This window comes from Pseudomonas sp. KH_046_2, from assembly GCF_057838985.1.
Genome location: NZ_CM174480.1, coordinates 2185486 through 2206530 on the forward strand (window position 1 = coordinate 2185486; position 21045 = coordinate 2206530).

The window sequence follows — 21045 nt, forward strand, 5'->3', positions numbered from 1 at the left end:
GGGTGCGTCCAAGGGCGCACCGACTGATGACATGAGGAAAGCATGAGCAAGCAGATTCTGATTCTCCCAGGTGACGGTATTGGCCCGGAAATCATGGCCGAAGCGGTCAAGGTGCTGGAGCTGGCCAGTGACAAGTTCGCCCTGGGCTTCGAGTTGAGCCATGACGTGATCGGCGGCGCGGCCATCGACAAGCACGGCGTGCCATTGGCCGACGAGACCCTGGAACGTGCCCGCGCAGCCGACGCCGTGTTGCTGGGCGCCGTTGGCGGCCCGAAATGGGATGCCATCGAACGTGACATCCGCCCTGAGCGCGGCCTGTTGAAGATCCGTGCGCAACTGGGCCTGTTCGGCAACCTGCGTCCGGCGATCCTGTACCCGCAACTGGCCGAGGCTTCCAGCCTGAAGCCGGAAATCGTTTCCGGGCTGGACATCCTGATCGTTCGCGAACTGACCGGCGGCATCTACTTCGGCGCGCCACGCGGTACCCGTACCCTGGAAAACGGCGAGCGTCAGTCCTACGACACCCTGCCGTACAGCGAAAGCGAAATCCGCCGCATCGCCCGTGTCGGTTTCGACATGGCCATGGTTCGTGGCAAGAAGCTGTGCTCGGTGGACAAGGCCAACGTACTGGCCTCCAGCCAACTGTGGCGTGAAGTGGTCGAACAAGTGGCCAAGGATTATCCTGAGGTCGAACTGAGCCACATGTACGTCGACAACGCCGCGATGCAGCTGGTGCGCGCACCGAAGCAGTTCGACGTGATCGTTACCGACAACATGTTCGGCGACATCCTGTCCGACCAGGCCTCGATGCTCACCGGTTCCATCGGCATGCTGCCGTCGGCGTCCCTGGACACCAACAACAAGGGCATGTACGAGCCGTGCCACGGTTCGGCGCCGGACATCGCGGGCAAAGGCATCGCCAACCCGTTGGCGACCATTTTGTCGGTGTCGATGATGCTGCGCTACAGCTTCAACCAGCAGGTCGCGGCCGATGCCATCGAGAAAGCCGTCAGCCTGGTGCTGGATCAGGGCTTGCGCACCGGTGACATCTGGTCGGCCGGTTGCACTAAAGTCGGTACGCAGGAAATGGGTGACGCAGTAGTCGCCGCGCTGCGGAATCTGTAATCTCTCGGGCCCGCTGCCAAATTCAAGACAAGGTAGCGGCCCACATTTCAAGAAGGTGTAGTTGCGATGAAACGTGTAGGTCTGATCGGTTGGCGCGGTATGGTCGGTTCCGTGCTCATGCAGCGGATGCTGGAAGAGCAGGATTTCGATCTTATCGAGCCGGTGTTTTTCACCACTTCCAATGTCGGTGGCCAAGGCCCGTCCGTGGGCAAGGACATTGCTCCGCTCAAGGACGCTTACAGCATTGAAGAGCTGAAAACCCTCGACGTGATTCTGACCTGCCAGGGTGGCGACTACACCAGCGAAGTCTTCCCCAAGCTGCGTGAAGCCGGCTGGCAGGGTTACTGGATCGACGCCGCTTCCAGCCTGCGCATGCAGGATGACGCGGTCATCGTTCTGGATCCGGTCAACCGCAAGGTCATCGACCAGCAGCTGGATGCGGGCACCAAGAACTACATCGGCGGCAACTGCACCGTCAGCCTGATGCTGATGGGCCTCGGTGGCCTGTTCGAAGCTGGCCTGGTGGAGTGGATGAGCGCCATGACCTATCAGGCGGCCTCCGGTGCCGGCGCGCAGAACATGCGTGAACTGATCAAGCAAATGGGCGCGACCCACGCCTCTGTTGCCGATCAACTGGCCGATCCGGCCAGCGCGATCCTCGACATCGACCGTCGTGTGGCCGAAGCCATGCGCAGCGACGCGTACCCGACCGAAAACTTCGGCGTACCGCTGGCCGGCAGCCTGATCCCGTGGATCGACAAGGAATTGCCGAACGGTCAGAGCCGCGAAGAGTGGAAGGCCCAGGCCGAGACCAACAAGATCCTCGGTCGCTTCAAGAGCCCGATCCCGGTCGATGGCATCTGCGTGCGCATCGGCGCCATGCGCTGCCACAGTCAGGCGCTGACCATCAAGCTGAACAAAGACGTACCGATCGCTGATATCGAAGGGCTGATCAGCCAGCACAACCCTTGGGTCAAGCTGGTGCCGAACAGCCGCGAGACCAGCATTCAGGAGCTGAGCCCGAACAAGGTTACCGGCACCCTGAACATCCCGGTTGGCCGTCTGCGCAAGCTGAACATGGGGTCGCAATTCGTCGGCGCGTTCACCGTCGGCGACCAGTTGCTGTGGGGCGCGGCCGAACCGCTGCGCCGCATGCTGCGGATCCTGCTCGAGCGTTGATCGATTGATGCAATGAAAGAACCCGCGCCTTGCAAGAGGTGCGGGTTTTTTTATCCCTGTAGGAGCGAGCTTGCTCGCGATGAGGTCGGCACGAACACCACAAATCTCCCGCCGAATTGCCTGCATCCCCACCACCCGGTAAAGTGCCGCTCCCCCCGTTTCGCCAGAGGTAAAAACCCATGAGCCAGTCCATTGATATTGCAGTGATCGGCGCCACCGGTACTGTCGGCGAAACACTCGTGCAGATTCTTGAAGAGCGCGACTTCCCGATCGGCAATCTGCACCTGCTGGCCAGCAGCGAGTCCGCCGGCAGTTCGGTGCCGTTTCGTGGCAAGAACGTGCGAGTGCGTGAGGTCGATGAGTTTGACTTCGGCAAAGTACAATTGGTGTTTTTTGCCGCAGGCCCGGCGGTAACCCTGAGTTTCGCTTCGCGCGCCAGTGCTGCCGGTTGCTCGGTGATAGACCTGTCCGGCGCCTTGCCGGCCGATCAGGCGCCGCAGGTGGTGCCGGAAGCGAACTCGCAAATTCTCGCCGGTCTGAAAAAACCTTTCCAGGTCAGCAGCCCGAGTCCATCGGCGACCACCTTGGCGGTGGTCCTTGCGCCATTGCTGGGTTTGCTCGATTTGCAACGCATCAATTTGACCGCCAGTCTGGCGGTGTCTGCCCAGGGTCGCGAAGCCGTGAGTGAACTGGCGCGGCAAACCGCCGAACTGCTGAATGTGCGGCCGCTGGAGCCGAAATTCTTTGATCGGCAGATGGCATTCAATCTGCTGGCTCAAGTCGGCAAGCCGGATGAACAGGGTCATACACTGCTGGAAAAACGGCTGGTACGTGAACTTCGCCAGGTCATTAACCTGCCTTCATTGAAGATTTCCGTCACTTGCATTCAAGCCCCGGTGTTTTTTGGCGATAGCTATAGCGTGACCCTGCAGTCCGCGAGTGAAATCGACCTGGGGAAAGTCAATGCGGCCCTGGAAGATGCACCCGGCATCGAGCTGGTGGAAGCCGGCGATTACCCGACCCCGGTGGGCGATGCGGTAGGGCAGGATGTGGTCTACGTTGGTCGGGTTCGCCAGGGTATTGACGACCCGTCGGAACTTAATCTGTGGCTGACGTCAGATAACGTACGCAAAGGCGCGGCGCTCAACGCTGTGCAGCTGGCCGAGTTGTTGATAAAAGACCTGCTGTAAAAGATACTTTGCAACAATTTGTCGAATGATCGCGCGCGACGACCCTCGCCGTTGCGCGCAATGCCTTACGGCAGCGACTGTCAATACCTTCTCGCTGGCCGAGGAATGTTCAAACTAAGGATGAGCTAATGGTTCAAGTTCGCAAACTGGTGTTAGCAATAGCGGCCGCCTCGGCGCTGTCCTCCGGTATGGCGCATGCCCTCGGGCTCGGGGAGTTGACCCTGAAATCGACGCTCAACCAGCCGCTGGTAGCGGAAATCGAGCTGCTCGATGTCAAGGATCTCACCGCCGCCGAAGTGGTGCCAAGCCTGGCCTCACCAGACGATTTCGCCAAGGCCGGTGTCGACCGCCAGGCGTTTCTCAACGACTTGACCTTCACCCCGGTGCTCAACGCCAGCGGCAAAAGCATCCTGCGCGTGACCTCCAGCAAGCCACTGTCCGAACCCATGGTGAAGTTCCTGGTTCAGGTCATGTGGCCGAACGGCCGTTTGCTGCGCGACTACAGTGTGTTGCTCGATCCGTCCAAATTTTCGCCGCAAACCGCTGAAGCGGCTGCGCAGCCGACGTCATCGGTTGCCGCGCCCGTCACCGGTGCGACCAAACCGGCGCAATACACCACCACGCCGCGCGATACCCTGTGGGAAATCGCCGCGAAGGCACGTAATGGCGGTTCGATCCAGCAAACCATGCTGGCCATCCAGGCGCTGAACCCGGACGCCTTCATTGATGGCAACATCAACCGTCTGAAAACCGGCCAGGTGCTACGCATGCCGGACCAGGCACAAAGCACCGGCCTGCCGCAAACCAAGGCGATTGCCGAAGTGGCCGCACAGAACAAGGCCTGGCGCCAGGGTCGCCGCTATGTAGCGAAACCCGGGGCAGGGCAGCAACAGCTCGATGCCACCAATCGCGCTCGCACCGATGCTGCTCCGGCGCAAGCGGCCACCGACAAGCTGAGCCTGGTGTCTGCCGAGTCCGGCAAGAACCCTGGCAAAGGGGCTGCCGGAGATGCCAAGGCCCTCAGCAACAAGCTGGCGGTGACCCAGGAAAGCCTCGACACCAGTCGTCGTGATAACGCCGAACTGAAAAGCCGCATGGCTGATCTGCAAAGCCAGGTGGACAAGCTGCAACGCCTGATCGAGCTGAAGAACAATCAACTGGCCAAGTTGCAAACCGAGGGCGCTGCGGCTGCACCAGCGGCTGCGACCGCGCCGGCAATGTCGGCCGAGCTGGCTGCCAACCCGGCGGCAGCGCCTGCTCCGGCTGAAACTGCGCCAGCGCCCGAGGCAACTCCGGCGCCGGCCGAGAAGCCCGTTGAAGCGACACCGGCGGCATCCGACGATCAGAAATTCAATGAGTTGCTGACCAATCCGGTGCTGCTGGGCCTGGTCGGTGGCGGTGCGGTGATTCTGTTGCTCCTGCTGCTGTTGCTGGCGCGTCGCCGCAAAGCCCAGCAAGAAGCGGAAAAACATCTGCGCATGGCCCGCGCCTTGGCCGAAGAACAGCCGTTCTCGGCCGATCTCGACATGCCGGAAAGCAGCTTCGAAGGTCTGGAAGTTCCACCGCCGAGCATGAAGCTGGCGACTGCCCCGACGCCTGCTCCCGCGCCAGCGCCGGTGGTTGCTCCGGTGGTGATGACCACGCCGATCGCCGCGCCATTGGTGGCTCCGGCTGCCGAGCGCTCCAGCGACGTGCTGGGCCAGGCTCAGTCGCACATCAATGCCGGTCGCCTGAACCAGGCTGCCGCGTTGCTGGAGGACGGTGTCAAGCAAGAGCCGAAGCGCAGCGACTTGCGCTTGAAGCTGATGGAAGTCTACGGCCAGCAAGGCGATCGCGATGCGTTCGTCGGCCAGGAGCGTCAGTTGGTGGCCAATGGCGACAACTTCGCCCAGGTTGAAAAGCTCAAAAGCCGCTTCCCGGCCATGGCGCTGGTGGCTGCCGGTGGCATCGCCGCAGCCGCGGTTGCTGCGGAACTGGACGCGCAATACGTCAAGGATCTGTTGCTCGATGAGCCGCAAGCACCGGCGCCAGAGCCAGCGCCGTTCGAGGATGACCTCGACAGCGCCTTCGACCTGAGCCTGGATGATCTGGATGCGATTACACCTGTGGCGCCTGCACCTGCGCCTGCACTGGAGCCCGAAGTAGCGGGACTGGCAGACCTGGAAGAGTTCCCGCTGGACGATGATCTGAGTTTTGACTCGGTGTTGCAGCAACAGACTGAAATCAAGGAAAACCTCGACGACCTGTCGGACTTCGACCTCGACCTGGATCTCGGCGCGCAACCGTCGCCGGCGATTCTGGCTGAAGACGATTTCCTGCTGGATCTGGATGAGGGCGTGAAGGATTTCCCTGCTGCCGAAACCCCGGCTGTTCCTGAGGTCGCGCTGGATGACCTGGAATTGCCGGCTGATTTCGATCTGTCACTGGCCGACGAACTGGACGCACCGGATGCGTTCGCGGCAGAGCTGGATGATGTCAACGCCGAACTGGAGAGCTTGTCCAACAGCATCGGCGAGCCGACTTTCACCGAAGCAGATGCCGCACTGGGCGACGATGATGACTTCGACTTCCTCTCGGGCACTGACGAAGCCGCTACCAAGCTCGATCTGGCTCAGGCCTATATCGACATGGGCGACAGCGACGGTGCTCGCGACATCCTCAATGAGGTGGTAAGCGAAGGCAGTGCCGAGCAGAAGAGCGAAGCCAGGGAAATGCTTTCGCGCCTGGCTTGAGTGATTGGTTGGTTGTAAAAAAAGCGGCAGCCCATTGAGGCTGCCGTTTTTGTTTGGTCGGTGATGCGTTGGTATCTGCGAAATTGCTATCGCGGGCAAGCCCGCTCCCACAGGGTTCTGTGGCGTTCACAAAACCTGTGGGAGCGGGCTTGCCCGCGATGAGGCCGGAACAGTCAAAGGAGATCCCTCTGGCATCCCCGCCCGGCAGCCTTATAATGCCCGCCTTTGGTACATCAGCAGGCTGTCCCTCCTTGGCAAATATAGATAACCCGGCCGCCGAAATGGCAGCCGACGGCTTTTTCCGGATCGCGCTGGGCGTCGAATACAAAGGCTCGCGCTATCGCGGCTGGCAGCGCCAGGCGTCCGGGGTGCTCACCGTGCAGGAAACCCTCGAAAACGCCTTGTCCAAAGTCGCCGACTCACCCGTTTCGCTGATGTGCGCCGGGCGTACCGACGCCGGGGTTCATGCCTGCGGACAGGTGGTGCATTTCGACACCCCGGTCGAGCGTTCGATGAAGGCCTGGACCATGGGCGCCAACATCAACTTGCCCCACGACGTCAGTGTCAGTTGGGCCAAGGTCATGCCGGCGCATTTCCATGCGCGCTTCAAGGCCATTGCCCGGCGTTATCGCTACGTGATCTACAACGATCAGATTCGCCCGGCGCACCTGAACGAAGAAGTGACCTGGAATCACCGTCCGCTGGACGTCGAGCGCATGGCCGAGGCCGCCCAGTACCTGCTCGGCACCCATGATTTCAGTGCTTTTCGCGCCGGCCAGTGCCAGGCGAAGTCGCCGATCAAGGAACTGCATCACCTGCGCGTCACCCGTCACGGCAAGATGATCGTGCTGGATATTCGCGCCAGCGCCTTCCTGCATCACATGGTGCGCAACATTGCCGGTGTGCTGATGACCATTGGCGCCGGAGAGCGTCCGGTGGAGTGGATGAAAGAGGTGTTGGAGAGCCGGATTCGACGGACCGGTGGCGTGACTGCGCATCCATTCGGTTTGTATCTGGTTCAGGTCGAGTACCGTGACGAGTTCCAATTGCCCGAGCGTTACATCGGTCCACACTTCCTGACCGGCTTCTCTGAACTTGGCGGCTGACGCCCTCGAATGCTTTTGTTACCATCCGGGACTTTCCCGGATTTGTCTTGGAGTTGTGTCGACATGTCAGCCGTTCGCAGCAAGATCTGTGGGATTACCCGCATAGAGGATGCGTTGGCAGCCGTCGAGGCCGGGGCGGATGCCATCGGATTCGTGTTCTACGCCAAAAGCCCCCGTGCGGTGACGTTCCAGCAGGCGCGCTCGATCATCAAGGCGCTGCCGCCGTTCGTGACCACCGTGGGCTTGTTCGTCAATGCAAGCCGTTGCGAATTGGGTGAGCTGCTCGACGCGGTGCCCCTGGACTTGCTGCAATTCCATGGCGATGAAAGCGCGGCCGATTGCGAAGGCTGGCACCGTCCGTACATCAAGGCGCTGCGGGTCAAGGCGGGTGATGACATCGCCGCGGCCTGCGATGCTTATGCCAGTGCCAGCGCAATTCTGCTCGATGCCTATGTCGAAGGCGTTCCCGGAGGAACCGGCGAGGCATTTGACTGGTCATTGATACCGCAAGGCTTGAGCAAACCGATCATTCTGGCGGGCGGTCTGACACCGGATAACGTCGCCGAAGCGATTGCCCGCGTCCGGCCTTATGCCGTGGATGTCAGCGGCGGGGTAGAGGCGAGCAAGGGCATCAAGGATCACGCAAAGATCCAGGCATTTATCAAAGCGGTACGCGGTAGCACCTGTTGATGTGACGGCTGGCAGACTGCCGCCGTCCACTGCACTGTACAAAGCGGATGCACTGCACACAGCAGGCAGATCCGAGGGTTTGTGGTTGCACGCAGGTCATGTTTCGCGCTGACCGTGGCAGTCCTCGACCCTCTTCGCACACATGAATTTAGCGCTAGGGCATACACGGGGCCGCGAACCAGAGCGTTCGGGCCGCCGGTACTGGAGAAAGAAAGCATGAGCAACTGGTTAGTAGACAAACTGATCCCTTCGATCATGCGTTCCGAGGTCAAGAAGAGCTCGGTGCCTGAAGGTCTTTGGCACAAATGCCCGTCTTGCGAGGCTGTGCTGTATCGTCCGGAGCTGGAAAAGACCCTGGACGTTTGCCCCAAGTGCAACCATCACATGCGTATCGGCGCCCGCGCCCGTATCGACATCTTCCTCGATGTTGAAGGCCGTACCGAGCTGGGTGCGGACCTGGAGCCGGTTGACCGTCTGAAGTTCCGCGACGGCAAGAAGTACAAGGACCGCCTGACCGCTGCACAAAAGCAGACCGGCGAAAAAGACGCACTGGTTTCCATGAGCGGTACTTTGCTGGGCATGCCGGTCGTGGTTTCGGCGTTCGAGTTTTCCTTCATGGGCGGTTCGATGGGCGCCATCGTCGGTGAGCGTTTCGTGCGCGCCGCCAACTACGCCCTGGAAAAACGTTGCCCGATGATCTGCTTCGCCGCTTCCGGCGGTGCGCGGATGCAGGAAGCGCTGATTTCCCTGATGCAAATGGCCAAGACCTCCGCAGTGCTGGCTCGTCTGCGCGAAGAAGGCATCCCGTTCATCTCCGTGTTGACCGATCCGGTCTACGGCGGCGTTTCCGCCAGTCTGGCGATGCTGGGCGACGTGATCGTCGGCGAGCCGAAGGCATTGATCGGTTTTGCCGGTCCGCGCGTGATCGAGCAGACCGTGCGTGAAAAACTGCCGGAAGGCTTCCAGCGCAGCGAGTTCCTGCTGGAGCACGGTGCCATCGACCTGATCATCGACCGTCAGGAGCTGCGTCCGCGCCTGGGCAACCTGCTGGCGCAAATGATGGGCCTGCCGACGCCGAAGTTCGTGGCTGCACCCATCGAGCCGATCGTGGTTCCACCGGTACCCGCCAGCCTATGACCCAACGTACCCTTGGCGAATGGCTCGCCTACCTTGAACAGTTGCACCCTTCGGCCATCGACATGGGCCTGGAGCGGTCGCAGCAGGTAGCGTCCCGCATGGGACTGGGCAAGCCGGCGCCTCGGGTGATCACGGTCACCGGGACCAACGGCAAGGGTTCCACCTGTGCGTTCGTGGCGTCCTTGCTGCGGGCCCAGGGCTTGAAAGTGGGGGTGTACAACTCCCCGCACCTGCTGCGTTACAACGAGCGGGTAACGGTCAATGGCGTCGAAGCCACGGATGCCGAGTTGTGCGAGGCCTTTGCCGCGGTAGAGGCCGGGCGCGGCGACACTTCCCTGACTTACTTCGAAATGGGCACTCTGGCGGCATTCTGGCTGTTTCAGCGCTCCGGGCTCGATGCGGTGGTGCTGGAAGTCGGTCTGGGCGGTCGTCTGGACACGGTCAACGTGGTGGACGCCGACATGGCGCTGGTCACCAGTATTGGCGTCGATCATGCGGATTACCTGGGTGATACCCGAGAGTCCGTGGCCTTCGAGAAGGCCGGTATTTTCCGTCAGGGCGCGCCTGCGCTCTGCGGCGATCTGAATCCTCCACAACCTCTGCTGGACAAGGCGCGCGAGCTCAATTGCCCGTTTTTCCTGCGGGGGCGCGATTTTGACCTCGGTGTGACCGATCACAACTGGCAATGGCGCGGTGTTGATGGGCAAGGGCGCGCGGTTGAACTGCGCGACCTGCCGCTGCTCGATCTGCCGATGGAAAACGCTGCGCTGGCGTTGCAGGCGTACCTGCTGCTCGGCTTGCCTTGGGTGGATGCGCAGATTATCGAGGCGCTGCGGGCAACTAAGGTGGTCGGTCGTCTGGATCGCCGCGCGTTCGAGTGGCAAGGCAAGCGCCTGAATCTATTGCTGGATGTGGGGCACAACCCCCATGCGGCGGAGTATCTGGCTCGTCGCCTGGCCAGTCGCCCGCCGGTCGGCAAGCGTCTGGCGGTGTTCGGGCTGCTGGCGGACAAAGACCTGGGTGGTGTTGTCGGCGAATTGAATGCTAGTGTCCAGCACTGGGCCGTCGCACCGCTGGATTCGCCTCGGGCGCGTCCGGTTGCGGATTTGCACGATGCGTTGCAAGGTCTTGGTGCGTCGGTCACGTCATACGGCAGTGTCGCGGCCGCCCTGGACGGGCAGTGCGCGCAGGCCACGAGCGACGACGAAATCCTGTTGTTCGGATCATTTTATTGTGTTGCCGAGGCCCTTGAATGGCTGGCCCGGCGCTCCACGGAGGAAGCGGCAAATGGCATTGCTGGATAAGGCATACAAACAGCGCATGGTTGGCGCCCTGGTGTTGGTCGCGCTGGCGGTGATTTTTCTGCCGATGCTGTTTTCCCGCCAGGACGAACAGCGCCAGGTGACGGTCGAAGCGCCTGCGGCTCCGCAGGCGCCGGCGATGCCCCAGGTACAGGTCGAGCCCGTGGTGGTGCCCGAGCCGCAAGCCTTGCCTCAGGAGCCCGTGCCGAGCGATGACGAAATCGCCCAGCAGGAATCGGCGGTGCCAGCTGCTCCGGTGACTCCAGCACCTGCGGCGCCAGCGCCAGCAGCCAAGCCGGCTGCACCCGCGCCGGTCCCGGCTTTGGCGGCTAAGCCTGCAACGGCGCCTGCCCAGCCGATCACCGCGGCACCGGGCAAGCCGGACACCACGCAAAGCCGTGTCGATGCCAATGGGTTGTCTGTCAGCTGGTCGGTGCAACTGGCCAGCCTGTCGAACCGTGAAAGCGCGGAAAAGCTTCAGAAAACCCTGCGCAGCCAGGGTTACAACGCCTACATCCGTACCGCCGACGGCAAAAACCGGGTGTTTGTCGGGCCGTTGATCGAGCGCGCTGAAGCCGACCGGCTGCGTGACTTGCTGAACCGCCAGCAGAACCTCAAGGGGTTCGTCGTGCGCTTTCAGCCGGAACGTGGCTAAAACTATCGTCCCGATATGAAATGCACTGACAATCGCAGCTTACCGATAAGCATGGGCTCTGCTAAAATGCGCCGCCTTATCCGTCTGTAGGCTGCACTGTGCCATTTACCTGGGTTGACTGGGCGATCGTAGCAATCGTCGCCATCTCCGCATTGATCAGTCTGAGCCGCGGCTTCGTCAAAGAAGCGCTGTCGCTGCTGACCTGGATCATCGCAGGAGTCGTAGCCTGGATGTTCGGTGGCTCACTGTCCGAGTACCTCGGCGGGTACATTCAAACGCCATCGGCACGTATAATCACGGGCTGTGCCATCATGTTTGTCGCCACTTTAATCGTAGGCGCAATGATCAATTATCTGATCGGCGAACTGGTTCGCGTCACCGGGCTCTCCGGGACCGACCGATTCCTCGGCATGGCCTTCGGCGCCGCGCGTGGCGGGTTGCTGGTGGTCATCGCCGTCGGGCTATTGAGCCTGGGGCCGGTACAGCAGGACGGGTGGTGGAAAGAGTCACAGCTCGTGCCAAAATTTCTATTGGTTGCAGACTGGTCCAAAAACCTGATCCTCGGGTGGAGCAGTCAGTGGCTTGCCAGCGGAATCAGCGTACCCGCTGATATTCCGTTCAAGGAGCAACTCTTGCCGACGGCCAAAACGCCTCAGTGAGTAGTGCTCAGTTCAGATCCATTAAGTAGGGGTTGCGTCGCATGTGTGGCATCGTCGGTATCGTCGGTAAGTCGAACGTCAATCAGGCGCTGTATGACGCGCTAACCGTCCTCCAGCACCGCGGCCAGGACGCTGCCGGTATCGTGACCAGCCACGATGGCCGGTTATTCCTGCGCAAGGACAATGGCCTGGTGCGTGACGTGTTCCATCAGCGTCACATGCAGCGTCTGGTCGGCCACATGGGCATTGGCCATGTGCGTTACCCGACCGCGGGCAGCTCGACTTCGGCCGAAGCCCAACCGTTTTACGTCAACTCGCCGTATGGCATCACTCTGGCGCACAACGGTAACCTGACCAACGTTGAACAGCTGGCCAAGGAGATTTACGAATCTGACCTGCGCCACGTCAACACCAATTCCGATTCGGAAGTGCTGCTCAACGTGTTCGCGCACGAACTGGCCCAGCGCGGCAAGTTGCAGCCGACTGAAGAAGACGTTTTCGCCGCCGTCACCGACGTGCACAACCGTTGCGTCGGTGGTTATGCCGTCGTAGCGATGATCACCGGCTACGGCATCGTGGGCTTTCGCGACCCGCACGGCATCCGCCCGATCGTTTTCGGTCAGCGTCACACCGACGAAGGCGTCGAGTACATGATCGCCTCCGAAAGCGTCTCTCTGGACGTGCTCGGCTTCACCCTGATTCGCGATCTGGCGCCGGGCGAAGCGGTCTACATCACTGAAGACGGCAAGCTGCACACTCGTCAGTGCGCGACTAACCCGTCGCTGACTCCGTGCATTTTCGAACACGTCTACCTGGCGCGTCCGGATTCGATCATCGACGGCGTATCGGTCTACAAGGCCCGTCTGCGCATGGGTGAGAAACTGGCCGAGAAGATCCTGCGCGAGCGTCCGGATCACGACATCGACGTGGTCATCCCGATTCCCGACACCAGCCGCACCGCGGCGCTGGAGCTGGCGAACCACTTGGGCGTGAAGTTCCGCGAAGGCTTCGTGAAGAACCGCTACATCGGCCGGACCTTCATCATGCCGGGCCAGGCCGCGCGGAAAAAATCCGTACGCCAGAAGCTCAACGCCATCGAGCTGGAATTCCGCGGCAAGAACGTGATGCTGGTGGACGACTCCATCGTTCGCGGTACTACTTGCAAGCAGATCATCCAGATGGCCCGCGAAGCCGGCGCCAAGAACGTCTACTTCTGCTCCGCGGCGCCAGCGGTTCGCTACCCGAACGTCTACGGCATCGACATGCCGAGCGCTCACGAGCTGATCGCGCACAACCGTTCGACCCAGGACGTGGCTGACCTGATCGGCGCCGACTGGCTGATCTATCAGGACCTGCCTGACTTGATCGAAGCGGTCGGTGGCGGCAAGATCAAGATCGACAAGTTCGATTGCGCGGTGTTCGACGGCCAGTACGTCACTGGCGACGTCGACGAGGCTTACCTGAACAAGATCGAGCAGGCACGCAACGATGCCTCCAAGGTCAAGACGCAGGCAGTCAGTGCGATCATCGATCTGTACAACAACTGAGTAATTACCGGCCCTGAGGGGCCGGTTTTGTATCTGGCTTTTAATTTACGAGAATAGGGAAAGGAGTGACAGCATGAGTCAGGATTGGGATGCCGGTCGGCTGGACAGCGACCTCGAAGGCGTAGCGTTCGATACCCTGGCCGTACGTGCCGGTCAGCACCGTACGCCGGAAGGCGAACACGGTGATCCGATGTTCTTCACTTCCAGCTATGTATTCCGCACCGCTGCCGACGCCGCCGCGCGTTTTGCCGGGGAAGTGCCGGGCAACGTTTACTCGCGCTACACCAACCCGACCGTACGCGCCTTCGAAGAGCGCATTGCCGCCCTGGAAAGCGCTGAGCAAGCCGTGGCGACTGCCACCGGCATGGCCGCGATCATGGCCGTGGTGATGAGCCTGTGCAGCGCCGGTGATCATGTGCTGGTGTCGCGCAGCGTATTCGGCTCGACCATCAGCCTGTTCGAGAAATACTTCAAGCGTTTTGGCATTGAAGTCGATTACGTGGCCCTGGCGGACTTGTCCGGCTGGGATGCGGCAATCAAGGCCAACACCAAATTGCTGTTTGTCGAGTCGCCGTCCAACCCGCTGGCCGAGTTGGTCGACATCGCCGAGCTGTCGAACATCGCTCACGCCAAAGGCGCGATGCTGGTGGTCGACAACTGCTTCTGCACTCCGGCGTTGCAGCAGCCGCTGAAAATGGGCGCGGACATCGTCGTGCACTCGGCCACCAAGTTCATCGATGGCCAGGGCCGTTGCATGGGCGGCGTGGTCGCCGGCCGCAGCGAGCAGATGAAAGAAGTGGTGGGTTTCCTGCGTACCGCCGGGCCGACCCTGAGCCCGTTCAACGCCTGGATCTTCCTCAAGGGCCTGGAAACCCTGAACCTGCGGATGAAGGCCCATTGCGCCAACGCCCAGCAACTGGCCGAGTGGCTGGAGCAGCAGGAAGGTATCGAAAAAGTCCATTACGCCGGCCTCAAGAGCCATCCGCAGCACGAACTGGCGCTGCGCCAGCAGAAGGGATTCGGTGCGGTCGTCAGTTTTGAAGTGAAGGGCGGCAAAGAGGGTGCCTGGCGCTTTATCGATGCCACGCGCCTGATTTCGATCACCGCCAACCTGGGCGACAGCAAGACCACCATCACCCATCCGAGCACTACCTCCCATGGTCGCCTGGCGCCGCAAGAGCGTGAAGCGGCGGGCATTCGTGACAGCCTGATCCGCGTTGCGGTCGGCCTCGAAGACGTGGCGGACCTGCAAGCCGATCTGGCGCGCGGCCTGGCTGCGTTGTGATCGAGTTGTCTACGCCGACCACTGGCTCGAATGGCCGCGTAGCGCTGGTGACCGGTGCTGCGCGGGGCATTGGCCTGGGGATCTCGGCCTGGCTGATCAGCGAAGGCTGGCAGGTCGTGCTGACGGATCTGGACCGGGAGCGCGGTTCGAAAGTGGCGAAAGTGCTGGGCGACAACGCCTGGTTCATCGCCATGGATGTCTCCAACGAGGGGCAAGTCGCGCTGGGCGTGGCCGAGGTGCTCGGCCAGTTCGGGCGCCTGGATGCGTTGGTATGCAATGCGGCGGTTGCCGATCCACACAACATCACCCTGGAAAGCCTCGATCTGTCTCACTGGAATCGGGTGTTGGCGGTGAACCTCGGTGGGCCGATGTTGCTGGCCAAACACTGTGCGCCGTACCTGCGCGCTCACAGCGGTGCCATCGTCAATCTGGCCTCGACCCGCGCCGGGCAGTCGGAGCCCGACACAGAGGCTTACGCGGCGAGTAAGGGTGGTTTGTTGGCCCTGACACATGCGTTGGCCATCAGCCTTGGCCCGGAGATCCGGGTCAATGCGGTCAGCCCTGGCTGGATTGACGCGCGCGATCCTTCGGTGCGGCGTGCAAAACCGTTGACCGAAGCCGATCATGCCCAGCATCCGGCGGGCAGGGTAGGGACGGTCGAGGATGTGGCAGCGATGGTGGCTTGGCTGCTGTCGAGAAACGCCGGGTTTGTCACCGGCCAGGAATTCGTGGTCGATGGCGGCATGACCAAGAAGATGATTTACAGCGAGTGATACAGGTGTTGAATGTATTGCCGTCTTCGCGAGCAGGCTCGCTCCCACATGAGAACCGCGGACTACTGTAGGAGCGAGCCTGCTCGCGATGGCGGACTGATGGTTGCCGACGCTGGCCGGAATGAAAGATTTCGTCTTTTTCAGAAAAACTTCAATCCTGCTATTGACTTAGGTTCGCTACCTGCGTAAATTTCGCGGCCTCGGAGATGCAAACGGGTGATTAGCTCAGCTGGGAGAGCGTCTGCCTTACAAGCAGAATGTCGGCGGTTCGATCCCGTCATCACCCACCACTTCCGAGATACTTGCGAAAGCAAGAGGTAGGCTGAAATGCCTCCACCGACGCGCAGCGGTAGTTCAGTCGGTTAGAATACCGGCCTGTCACGCCGGGGGTCGCGGGTTCGAGTCCCGTCCGCTGCGCCATATTTTCCGGGTCAGGCATGTCCTGATTTGAGATTAAAAGAGAGATTGAAAAGTCTCAGAGCTTTTAATCAGACGAGTTAATTGAGCGTCAGCTCAAAGCGATACGCAGCGGTAGTTCAGTCGGTTAGAATACCGGCCTGTCACGCCGGGGGTCGCGGGTTCGAGTCCCGTCCGCTGCGCCATATCTGCCCCGAGGCCCACTGAACGCCTTGGAGCTACGAAGAAACCACTGGTTACTTCGAGTCGATAGCAAAGACCCTGGTCGAAAGACCGGGGTTTTTTGTGTCTGGAATTCAGATCTTCCCCTCTCGCCTTACTCCAGCCGGACCTTTCTGCATGCCACTTTGCAGGGTTGACCGATTGGGTACTGACGACGCCGTCGTTCAGCGGCGCCTCTGACCTCGCGCTACCGGGATTCACGTCTACTATTACTGTGCTGCGTCGAATAGTCGCGTTTTTTTGATTTGCTGGTCAGTTTTTGGTTTTCCGTAAGGGCATAAGCCTATAAACTTAACCTTTCGGTCAGCTTTGCACTGTCAACAACAGCCCTTTGTATCGTCAAAAGGGGCTTCTGCAAGACTCGAGATTTTCCAGTACATAACCAGAAGGGCGGACCCCATAACCGCCCAGAGGATGATCCATGTCCAACCGTGATATATCCCGGCGCTCGTTCCTTCAGGGCGGGCTGGTAGCGGGTGTGAGCGTGACGCTCACGCCATTGAGCAGCCAGGCGCTGGCCGCCTTGATGGAAAACAGCGTGACCGTGCCGTCCGAGCAGTGGCTCGGCAACAATGGCAAGGCGCGCGCCCGTAACGATGCCTTGTCCAAGGTCTGCGGCAGCAAAGTCTTTGCCCGCGACATCCGCGCCAAGGACATGCCGGGCTGGCCGCAGCAGCAAGGCCACGCCATGCTGCTCAAAACCATCAAGGCCGACCACATCTTTGCAGGTATCGACCTGTCGTGGCTCGGTGCCGAGTTGCAGCCGGACCGCATCGTCACCGCCGAAGACCTGGTCAAGGACGGTATCGTGTTCCCAGAGGAGCACGCCCCGGATCCGCTGTTGCCGGCCGGCAAGGTGCCGATGTTTATCGGTCACCCGGTGGCGATCCTGATCTGGAACGATTTCGAGCGCTTCCGTCAGGCCAAGAACCAACTCAAATTCAATGACAAGGCGATTCGTTACGGTGCCCAGGTGCCGTTCTATGAAGGCGATCCTTACGGCAGCTTCCGCTACGTGCGCGTCGGCGGCGCGACCTCGGCGGACGAAGACGAGTTCGCCAGCCTCAAGGATTCGATCCTGTTCCCGATGCTGAAAAACCGTCGTCCGGTGTGGAACTCCCAGCCGAACCTGCACGGCAACCTGACCGAGCGCGGGTTGTTCTACGCCGACCGCATGAAGCAGCAGATCGATACGCCGCCGGACAACTGGCTGGTGTTCGACGAGCGCTACAAGACCCCGTCGATCGAACCGGCCGCCCTGGAGCCGGACAACGGCAACGGCTGGTACGACCCGGCCACCAAGACCCTGCATTTCGTCGTCGCCACTCAGTGTCCGCTGGAAGCGGCGACCGAAACCGCGAAGATGATCGCGCCGTCGCGTTTCGGCCTGGCCAACCTGAACATGCACCCGGGTTACACCGTTGGCTACGGCTCCAAGGACCACAACATTTTCGTCTACTACGCAGCGTTGGCCGCGTTGTACGGCGCCGGTGTGCCGGTACGCCTGGCCAACGACCGTTACGAGCAGTTCCAGAGCGGCATCAAGCGTCACCCGTTCGACATTCACTACCAATTGGCGGTGGACAAGAACGACCACAGCTTCAAGATTTTCCGCTCCGAGATGAGCGTCGACGGTGGCGGGCGAATCAACTACAGCCCATCCGTAGCTGCGGTGGGCGCCACGGCGGCACAGTCGATCTACTACATGCCGCAGAACGATCTGCAGGTCACGGCCTATCACTCCCGCGCCGTTGAAGCCGGGTCAATGCGTGGCTACGGCACCCTGCAGAGCATGGCGGCGACCGAGATGATGGTCGACGAAATCGCCGATCGCCTCGGTATCGATGCCATCGAACTGCGCCGCAAGAACGCGCTGCGCTCGGGCATGAAAAACACCCAGGGCGCGATCCCTGCCGGTGCCTTGCGCCTGCACGAGATTCTCGACAAGGCGGCGGTCCACGACACCTGGAAAAACCGCGACGCGATCAAGAAACAACGCGAAGCCGCCGATCCGGACAACTGGTACGGGGTGGGTTTCGCCATCTGCCAGAAAGACTTCGGTACCGGTTCCGAAGCGCCGATGGCCAGCATTGAATTCACGGCCGAAGGTCGCATCAGCCTGCGCCACATCGGTATCGAAATCGGCACCGGCATGTCCACCTCGCAGGCCATGGTCGTGGCCGATTTCCTCGGTATCCCGGCGCACGAAGTGAAGACCGGCGAAACCGAATGGAAAGAGTTGCAGCTGGTCAGTGGCGGCAACCCGTACATCATGAGCCAGGCCGAGCAGGACAATTTCCTGCGCAATCCACGCTGGGTCGGCAAGGTCGCTTCGGCTTCGTCGGCCACCAACTCGGCGTACTACTTCAGCCACGCCACCCGTGAAGCGGCGCGCGTGCTGTTCAACCACGGCCTGTGGCCGGCGGCGCTGGAGATCTGGCGCCAAGGCCCTTACGGCGGCCAGGCCAACCCTTACGTGGTGCGCCGCGAAGACGCCCATTGGGTCGACGGCAAGCTCACGGCCAACGGCATGGAGCCACTGCCGTTCGCCATGCTGGCCAAGCGCGTTCACGAACGTGGCCTGGTGAGCGGCGCCACCGTGCACGGCTTCAACCGCTGGAGCTGGGCCGAGGCCGAGTTCAGCATCGATGGCGTGCGTGAGCGCTTGCCGCTCGACGGCCTGGCGGTCAAGTACGGCGACGGTGCACCGAAGGCGAAGAAGGCGCAGATGAACAGCGCCGGTTTCCATCTGCTGGATCGGCAGGGCATCGCCTACCCGGCGACCCAGCTGAACAACGCGGCGGTGACTTACTACAGCCCGGTCGCGACGCTGGTGGAAGTGAAGGTCAACAAGGGTTCGGCAGAAGTGTCGGTGCTCAACCACCACTCGTGGGTCGAGTGCGGTCGGGTGCTGGTGGAAGAGCTGGTCAGGGGCCAGCTCGAAGGCGGGATCGCCATGGGCATCGGCCATGCGCTGATGGAAGAAATGCCATTGTACGAAGGCGGTCCGGGGGAGGGTGACTGGAACTTCAACCGTTACCGCCTGCCAATGGCGCGTCACGTCGCGGTGTGGAAACAGACGGCGGACATCCTGCCGCCGCTGTCGCCGAGTGACCCGTCCAAGGGCATCGCCGAAGTGGTGATGATCCCGGTGGTGGGTGCCATCGGTAACGCCGTGGCCCATGCCATCGGTAAACGTGTCCGCGACTTGCCTATCACTTCTGCACGCATCAAGGAGGCCCTCAATGGCTAACCGTCCGCTTCAACTGACCCTCAACGGTCAATCCGTCGGCCCGGTGGACATCCCTGATGACCTGCCGATGATCGACTACCTGCACGAGTACAAGAACCTCACAGGTTCGCGTCTGGGCTGCGGCCAGGGCATCTGCCACGCCTGCGTGGTGATCGTCGACAACCCCGACGGCACCAGCGAAGAAGTGCGCACCTGCATCACCGGTGCGCACTATTTCGAAGGCAAGAAAGTGCGGACCATCGAAGGCCATGCGACCCGCGACGAGCAGGGCAAGGTCACCGAACTGAACCCGATCCAGCAGCGCTTCGTCGACGAATTCGCCTTCCAGTGCAGCTACTGCGCGCCGGGTTTTGTGAACGCCGCGACCGTATTGGTAGAGAAGCTGCAGCGTCAGCCGATCGTCAAAAGCCAGCTGGAAAAAGTCATCGAGGACAGCCTCGGTCATCACATCTGCCGTTGCACCGGGTACGTGCGTTACTACAGCGCCACCCGCAACGTGCTGACCGATCTCGGCCTGGTCAAGGAGGGTTAAGCATGAAGTATCTACTGTCCCGCCTGGCGTTGGCGGTTGGTCTGGCTGCGCCTGTGGTGGCGGCTCACGCGGATGATGCGCAGGTCAAGCAAGGCGAATACCTCGCCCGCGCCGCCGATTGCATGGCGTGCCACACCGCACCGGGTGGCGCGCCCTATGCGGGCGGCCTGCCGATCGTGTCGCCGTTCGGCACGATCTACGGCACCAACATCACCCCGAGCAAAGAGCACGGCATCGGCAAGTACAGCGATGACGAGTTCTTCGCCGCGCTGACCGAAGGCAAGCGCCGCGATGGCGCGAACCTGTATCCGGCAATGCCCTACACCTCGTATCACCTGATGCCGCGAGCAGATTCCGACGCGATTCATGCCTACCTGAAAACCGTCGAGCCGATCGAGCGTGCAGCACCGGTCACCAGCCTGAGCTTTCCGTTCAACGTGCGCCTGGGCCTGATGGGCTGGAACATGATGTACGGCAAGGACGTGAAGCTGGAGCCGGCTGAAGGCAAAAGCGAAGCCTGGAAGCGCGGCCAGTACATGGTCGACGTGCTGGGGCACTGTGGCGAATGCCACACCCCACGCGGCTTGCCCGGTGCGATGCAGCAAGACAAACGCATGACCGGCGGCATTCTCAATGGCTATCTGGCGCCAAGCCTGCTGGCCACCGACCTGGCGGCCCGTGGCTGGAACCATCAGGACCTGAGCTCGTTCCTCAAGCACGGCATGAGCGCCCAGGGCACGATGTTCAACGAGATGTTCCCGGTGTTCCACAACAGCACCCAGGGCCTGAGCGATCCGGATCTGGCGGCGATGGCGACTTTCCTGCTCGGCGATCAGCCACCCGCGGCGAAAGTGCTCACCGAAGTGCCGTTGGACAAACTGAGCCCAAGTGCCCAACGCGGCCGTCAGGAATATTTGAATGTCTGCGCCGGTTGCCATGCGCCGGGCGGTGAGGGCAAGCCGCACATCGCGGTGGCCATGCGCGGCAACACCACGCTGCGCCTGGAAGATCCGCGCAACCTGGTGCGGGTGATCGATGACGGTATCGGCGAGCAGAAGTTCTCCGGTTTCGAACACATGCAACCGATGCCAGGGTTCGCCAAGAAGTTGAGCGACGAGCAACTCACGGATCTGCTGAACTACCTGCGTCAGGGCTGGGGCGGTCAGCCGAATGACCTAGCGGTGAACGACGTGCAGAAGTTGCGGGCCGATGCGCCGCCGCTCGAGCACAAGGCTCACTGAT

At 61.4% G+C, this 21045-nt stretch carries 16 protein-coding genes and 3 tRNA genes; all 19 read left to right on the forward strand.

Annotated features, from left to right (window positions below; translation table 11 throughout):
• Nucleotides 1-42 precede the first annotated feature (42 nt).
• Nucleotides 43-1125 carry a 3-isopropylmalate dehydrogenase gene (gene leuB / locus AC3IX1_RS09890; protein ID WP_489388012.1) on the forward strand — a complete coding sequence of 361 codons (1083 nt, stop codon included), beginning with the start codon at nucleotides 43-45 and terminating at the stop codon, nucleotides 1123-1125.
• Nucleotides 1126-1191: 66 nt separating this feature from the next.
• Nucleotides 1192-2304: an aspartate-semialdehyde dehydrogenase gene (asd, locus tag AC3IX1_RS09895; protein ID WP_110662242.1), complete on the forward strand. Its 1113-nt coding sequence runs from the start codon at nucleotides 1192-1194 to the stop codon at nucleotides 2302-2304.
• Nucleotides 2305-2483: 179 nt separating this feature from the next.
• Nucleotides 2484-3494, forward strand: a complete 1011-nt coding sequence (locus AC3IX1_RS09900; RefSeq protein ID WP_489388013.1) for an aspartate-semialdehyde dehydrogenase — start codon at nucleotides 2484-2486, stop codon at nucleotides 3492-3494.
• Between the two features lie 128 nt (nucleotides 3495-3622).
• Nucleotides 3623-6226, forward strand: coding sequence for a motility hub landmark protein FimV (locus AC3IX1_RS09905; RefSeq protein ID WP_489388014.1), 2604 nt, complete (start codon nucleotides 3623-3625; stop codon nucleotides 6224-6226).
• A gap of 281 nt (nucleotides 6227-6507) precedes the next feature.
• On the forward strand, nucleotides 6508-7332 hold the full coding sequence (gene truA, locus AC3IX1_RS09910) for a tRNA pseudouridine(38-40) synthase TruA (protein ID WP_489388711.1): 825 nt from the start codon (nucleotides 6508-6510) through the stop codon (nucleotides 7330-7332).
• A gap of 63 nt (nucleotides 7333-7395) precedes the next feature.
• Nucleotides 7396-8022: a phosphoribosylanthranilate isomerase gene (locus tag AC3IX1_RS09915; protein WP_489388015.1), complete on the forward strand. Its 627-nt coding sequence runs from the start codon at nucleotides 7396-7398 to the stop codon at nucleotides 8020-8022.
• 216 nt (nucleotides 8023-8238) lie between these two features.
• Nucleotides 8239-9159 (forward strand): acetyl-CoA carboxylase, carboxyltransferase subunit beta, encoded by a 921-nt coding sequence (gene accD, locus AC3IX1_RS09920; protein ID WP_489388016.1) that lies wholly within the window; start codon nucleotides 8239-8241, stop codon nucleotides 9157-9159.
• Nucleotides 9156-10463 (forward strand): bifunctional tetrahydrofolate synthase/dihydrofolate synthase, encoded by a 1308-nt coding sequence (gene folC, locus AC3IX1_RS09925; RefSeq protein ID WP_489388017.1) that lies wholly within the window; start codon nucleotides 9156-9158, stop codon nucleotides 10461-10463. Before accD ends, folC begins: the two co-directional genes overlap by 4 nt.
• The gene (locus tag AC3IX1_RS09930) at nucleotides 10447-11115 is read left to right on the forward strand and encodes an SPOR domain-containing protein (protein ID WP_489388018.1); all 669 of its coding nucleotides are present in this window, start codon (nucleotides 10447-10449) and stop codon (nucleotides 11113-11115) included. The genes folC and AC3IX1_RS09930 overlap by 17 nt, the downstream gene beginning before the upstream one ends.
• A 98-nt stretch (nucleotides 11116-11213) precedes the next feature.
• Nucleotides 11214-11774, forward strand: coding sequence for a CvpA family protein (locus AC3IX1_RS09935; protein WP_056722189.1), 561 nt, complete (start codon nucleotides 11214-11216; stop codon nucleotides 11772-11774).
• Between the two features lie 41 nt (nucleotides 11775-11815).
• Nucleotides 11816-13321, forward strand: a complete 1506-nt coding sequence (gene purF / locus AC3IX1_RS09940; RefSeq protein ID WP_489388019.1) for an amidophosphoribosyltransferase — start codon at nucleotides 11816-11818, stop codon at nucleotides 13319-13321.
• Nucleotides 13322-13394: 73 nt separating this feature from the next.
• Nucleotides 13395-14606: an O-succinylhomoserine sulfhydrylase gene (locus AC3IX1_RS09945; RefSeq protein WP_489388020.1), complete on the forward strand. Its 1212-nt coding sequence runs from the start codon at nucleotides 13395-13397 to the stop codon at nucleotides 14604-14606.
• The gene (locus tag AC3IX1_RS09950) at nucleotides 14603-15379 is read left to right on the forward strand and encodes an SDR family oxidoreductase (RefSeq protein WP_489388021.1); all 777 of its coding nucleotides are present in this window, start codon (nucleotides 14603-14605) and stop codon (nucleotides 15377-15379) included. The genes AC3IX1_RS09945 and AC3IX1_RS09950 overlap by 4 nt, the downstream gene beginning before the upstream one ends.
• A 214-nt stretch (nucleotides 15380-15593) precedes the next feature.
• A tRNA-Val gene (locus tag AC3IX1_RS09955) sits at nucleotides 15594-15669 on the forward strand.
• A gap of 53 nt (nucleotides 15670-15722) precedes the next feature.
• Nucleotides 15723-15799 (forward strand) — tRNA-Asp (locus tag AC3IX1_RS09960).
• A 105-nt stretch (nucleotides 15800-15904) separates the two neighbouring features.
• Nucleotides 15905-15981, forward strand: a tRNA-Asp gene (locus AC3IX1_RS09965).
• A 458-nt stretch (nucleotides 15982-16439) separates the two neighbouring features.
• Entirely contained in the window at nucleotides 16440-19271 is a 2832-nt protein-coding gene (locus AC3IX1_RS09970; RefSeq protein WP_489388022.1) for a xanthine dehydrogenase family protein molybdopterin-binding subunit, read from the forward strand.
• Entirely contained in the window at nucleotides 19264-19803 is a 540-nt protein-coding gene (locus tag AC3IX1_RS09975) for a (2Fe-2S)-binding protein (RefSeq protein ID WP_007982256.1), read from the forward strand. Before AC3IX1_RS09970 ends, AC3IX1_RS09975 begins: the two co-directional genes overlap by 8 nt.
• Before the next feature lie 2 nt (nucleotides 19804-19805).
• Nucleotides 19806-21044 carry a c-type cytochrome gene (locus tag AC3IX1_RS09980; protein WP_489388023.1) on the forward strand — a complete coding sequence of 413 codons (1239 nt, stop codon included), beginning with the start codon at nucleotides 19806-19808 and terminating at the stop codon, nucleotides 21042-21044.
• Nucleotide 21045 lies beyond the last annotated feature (1 nt).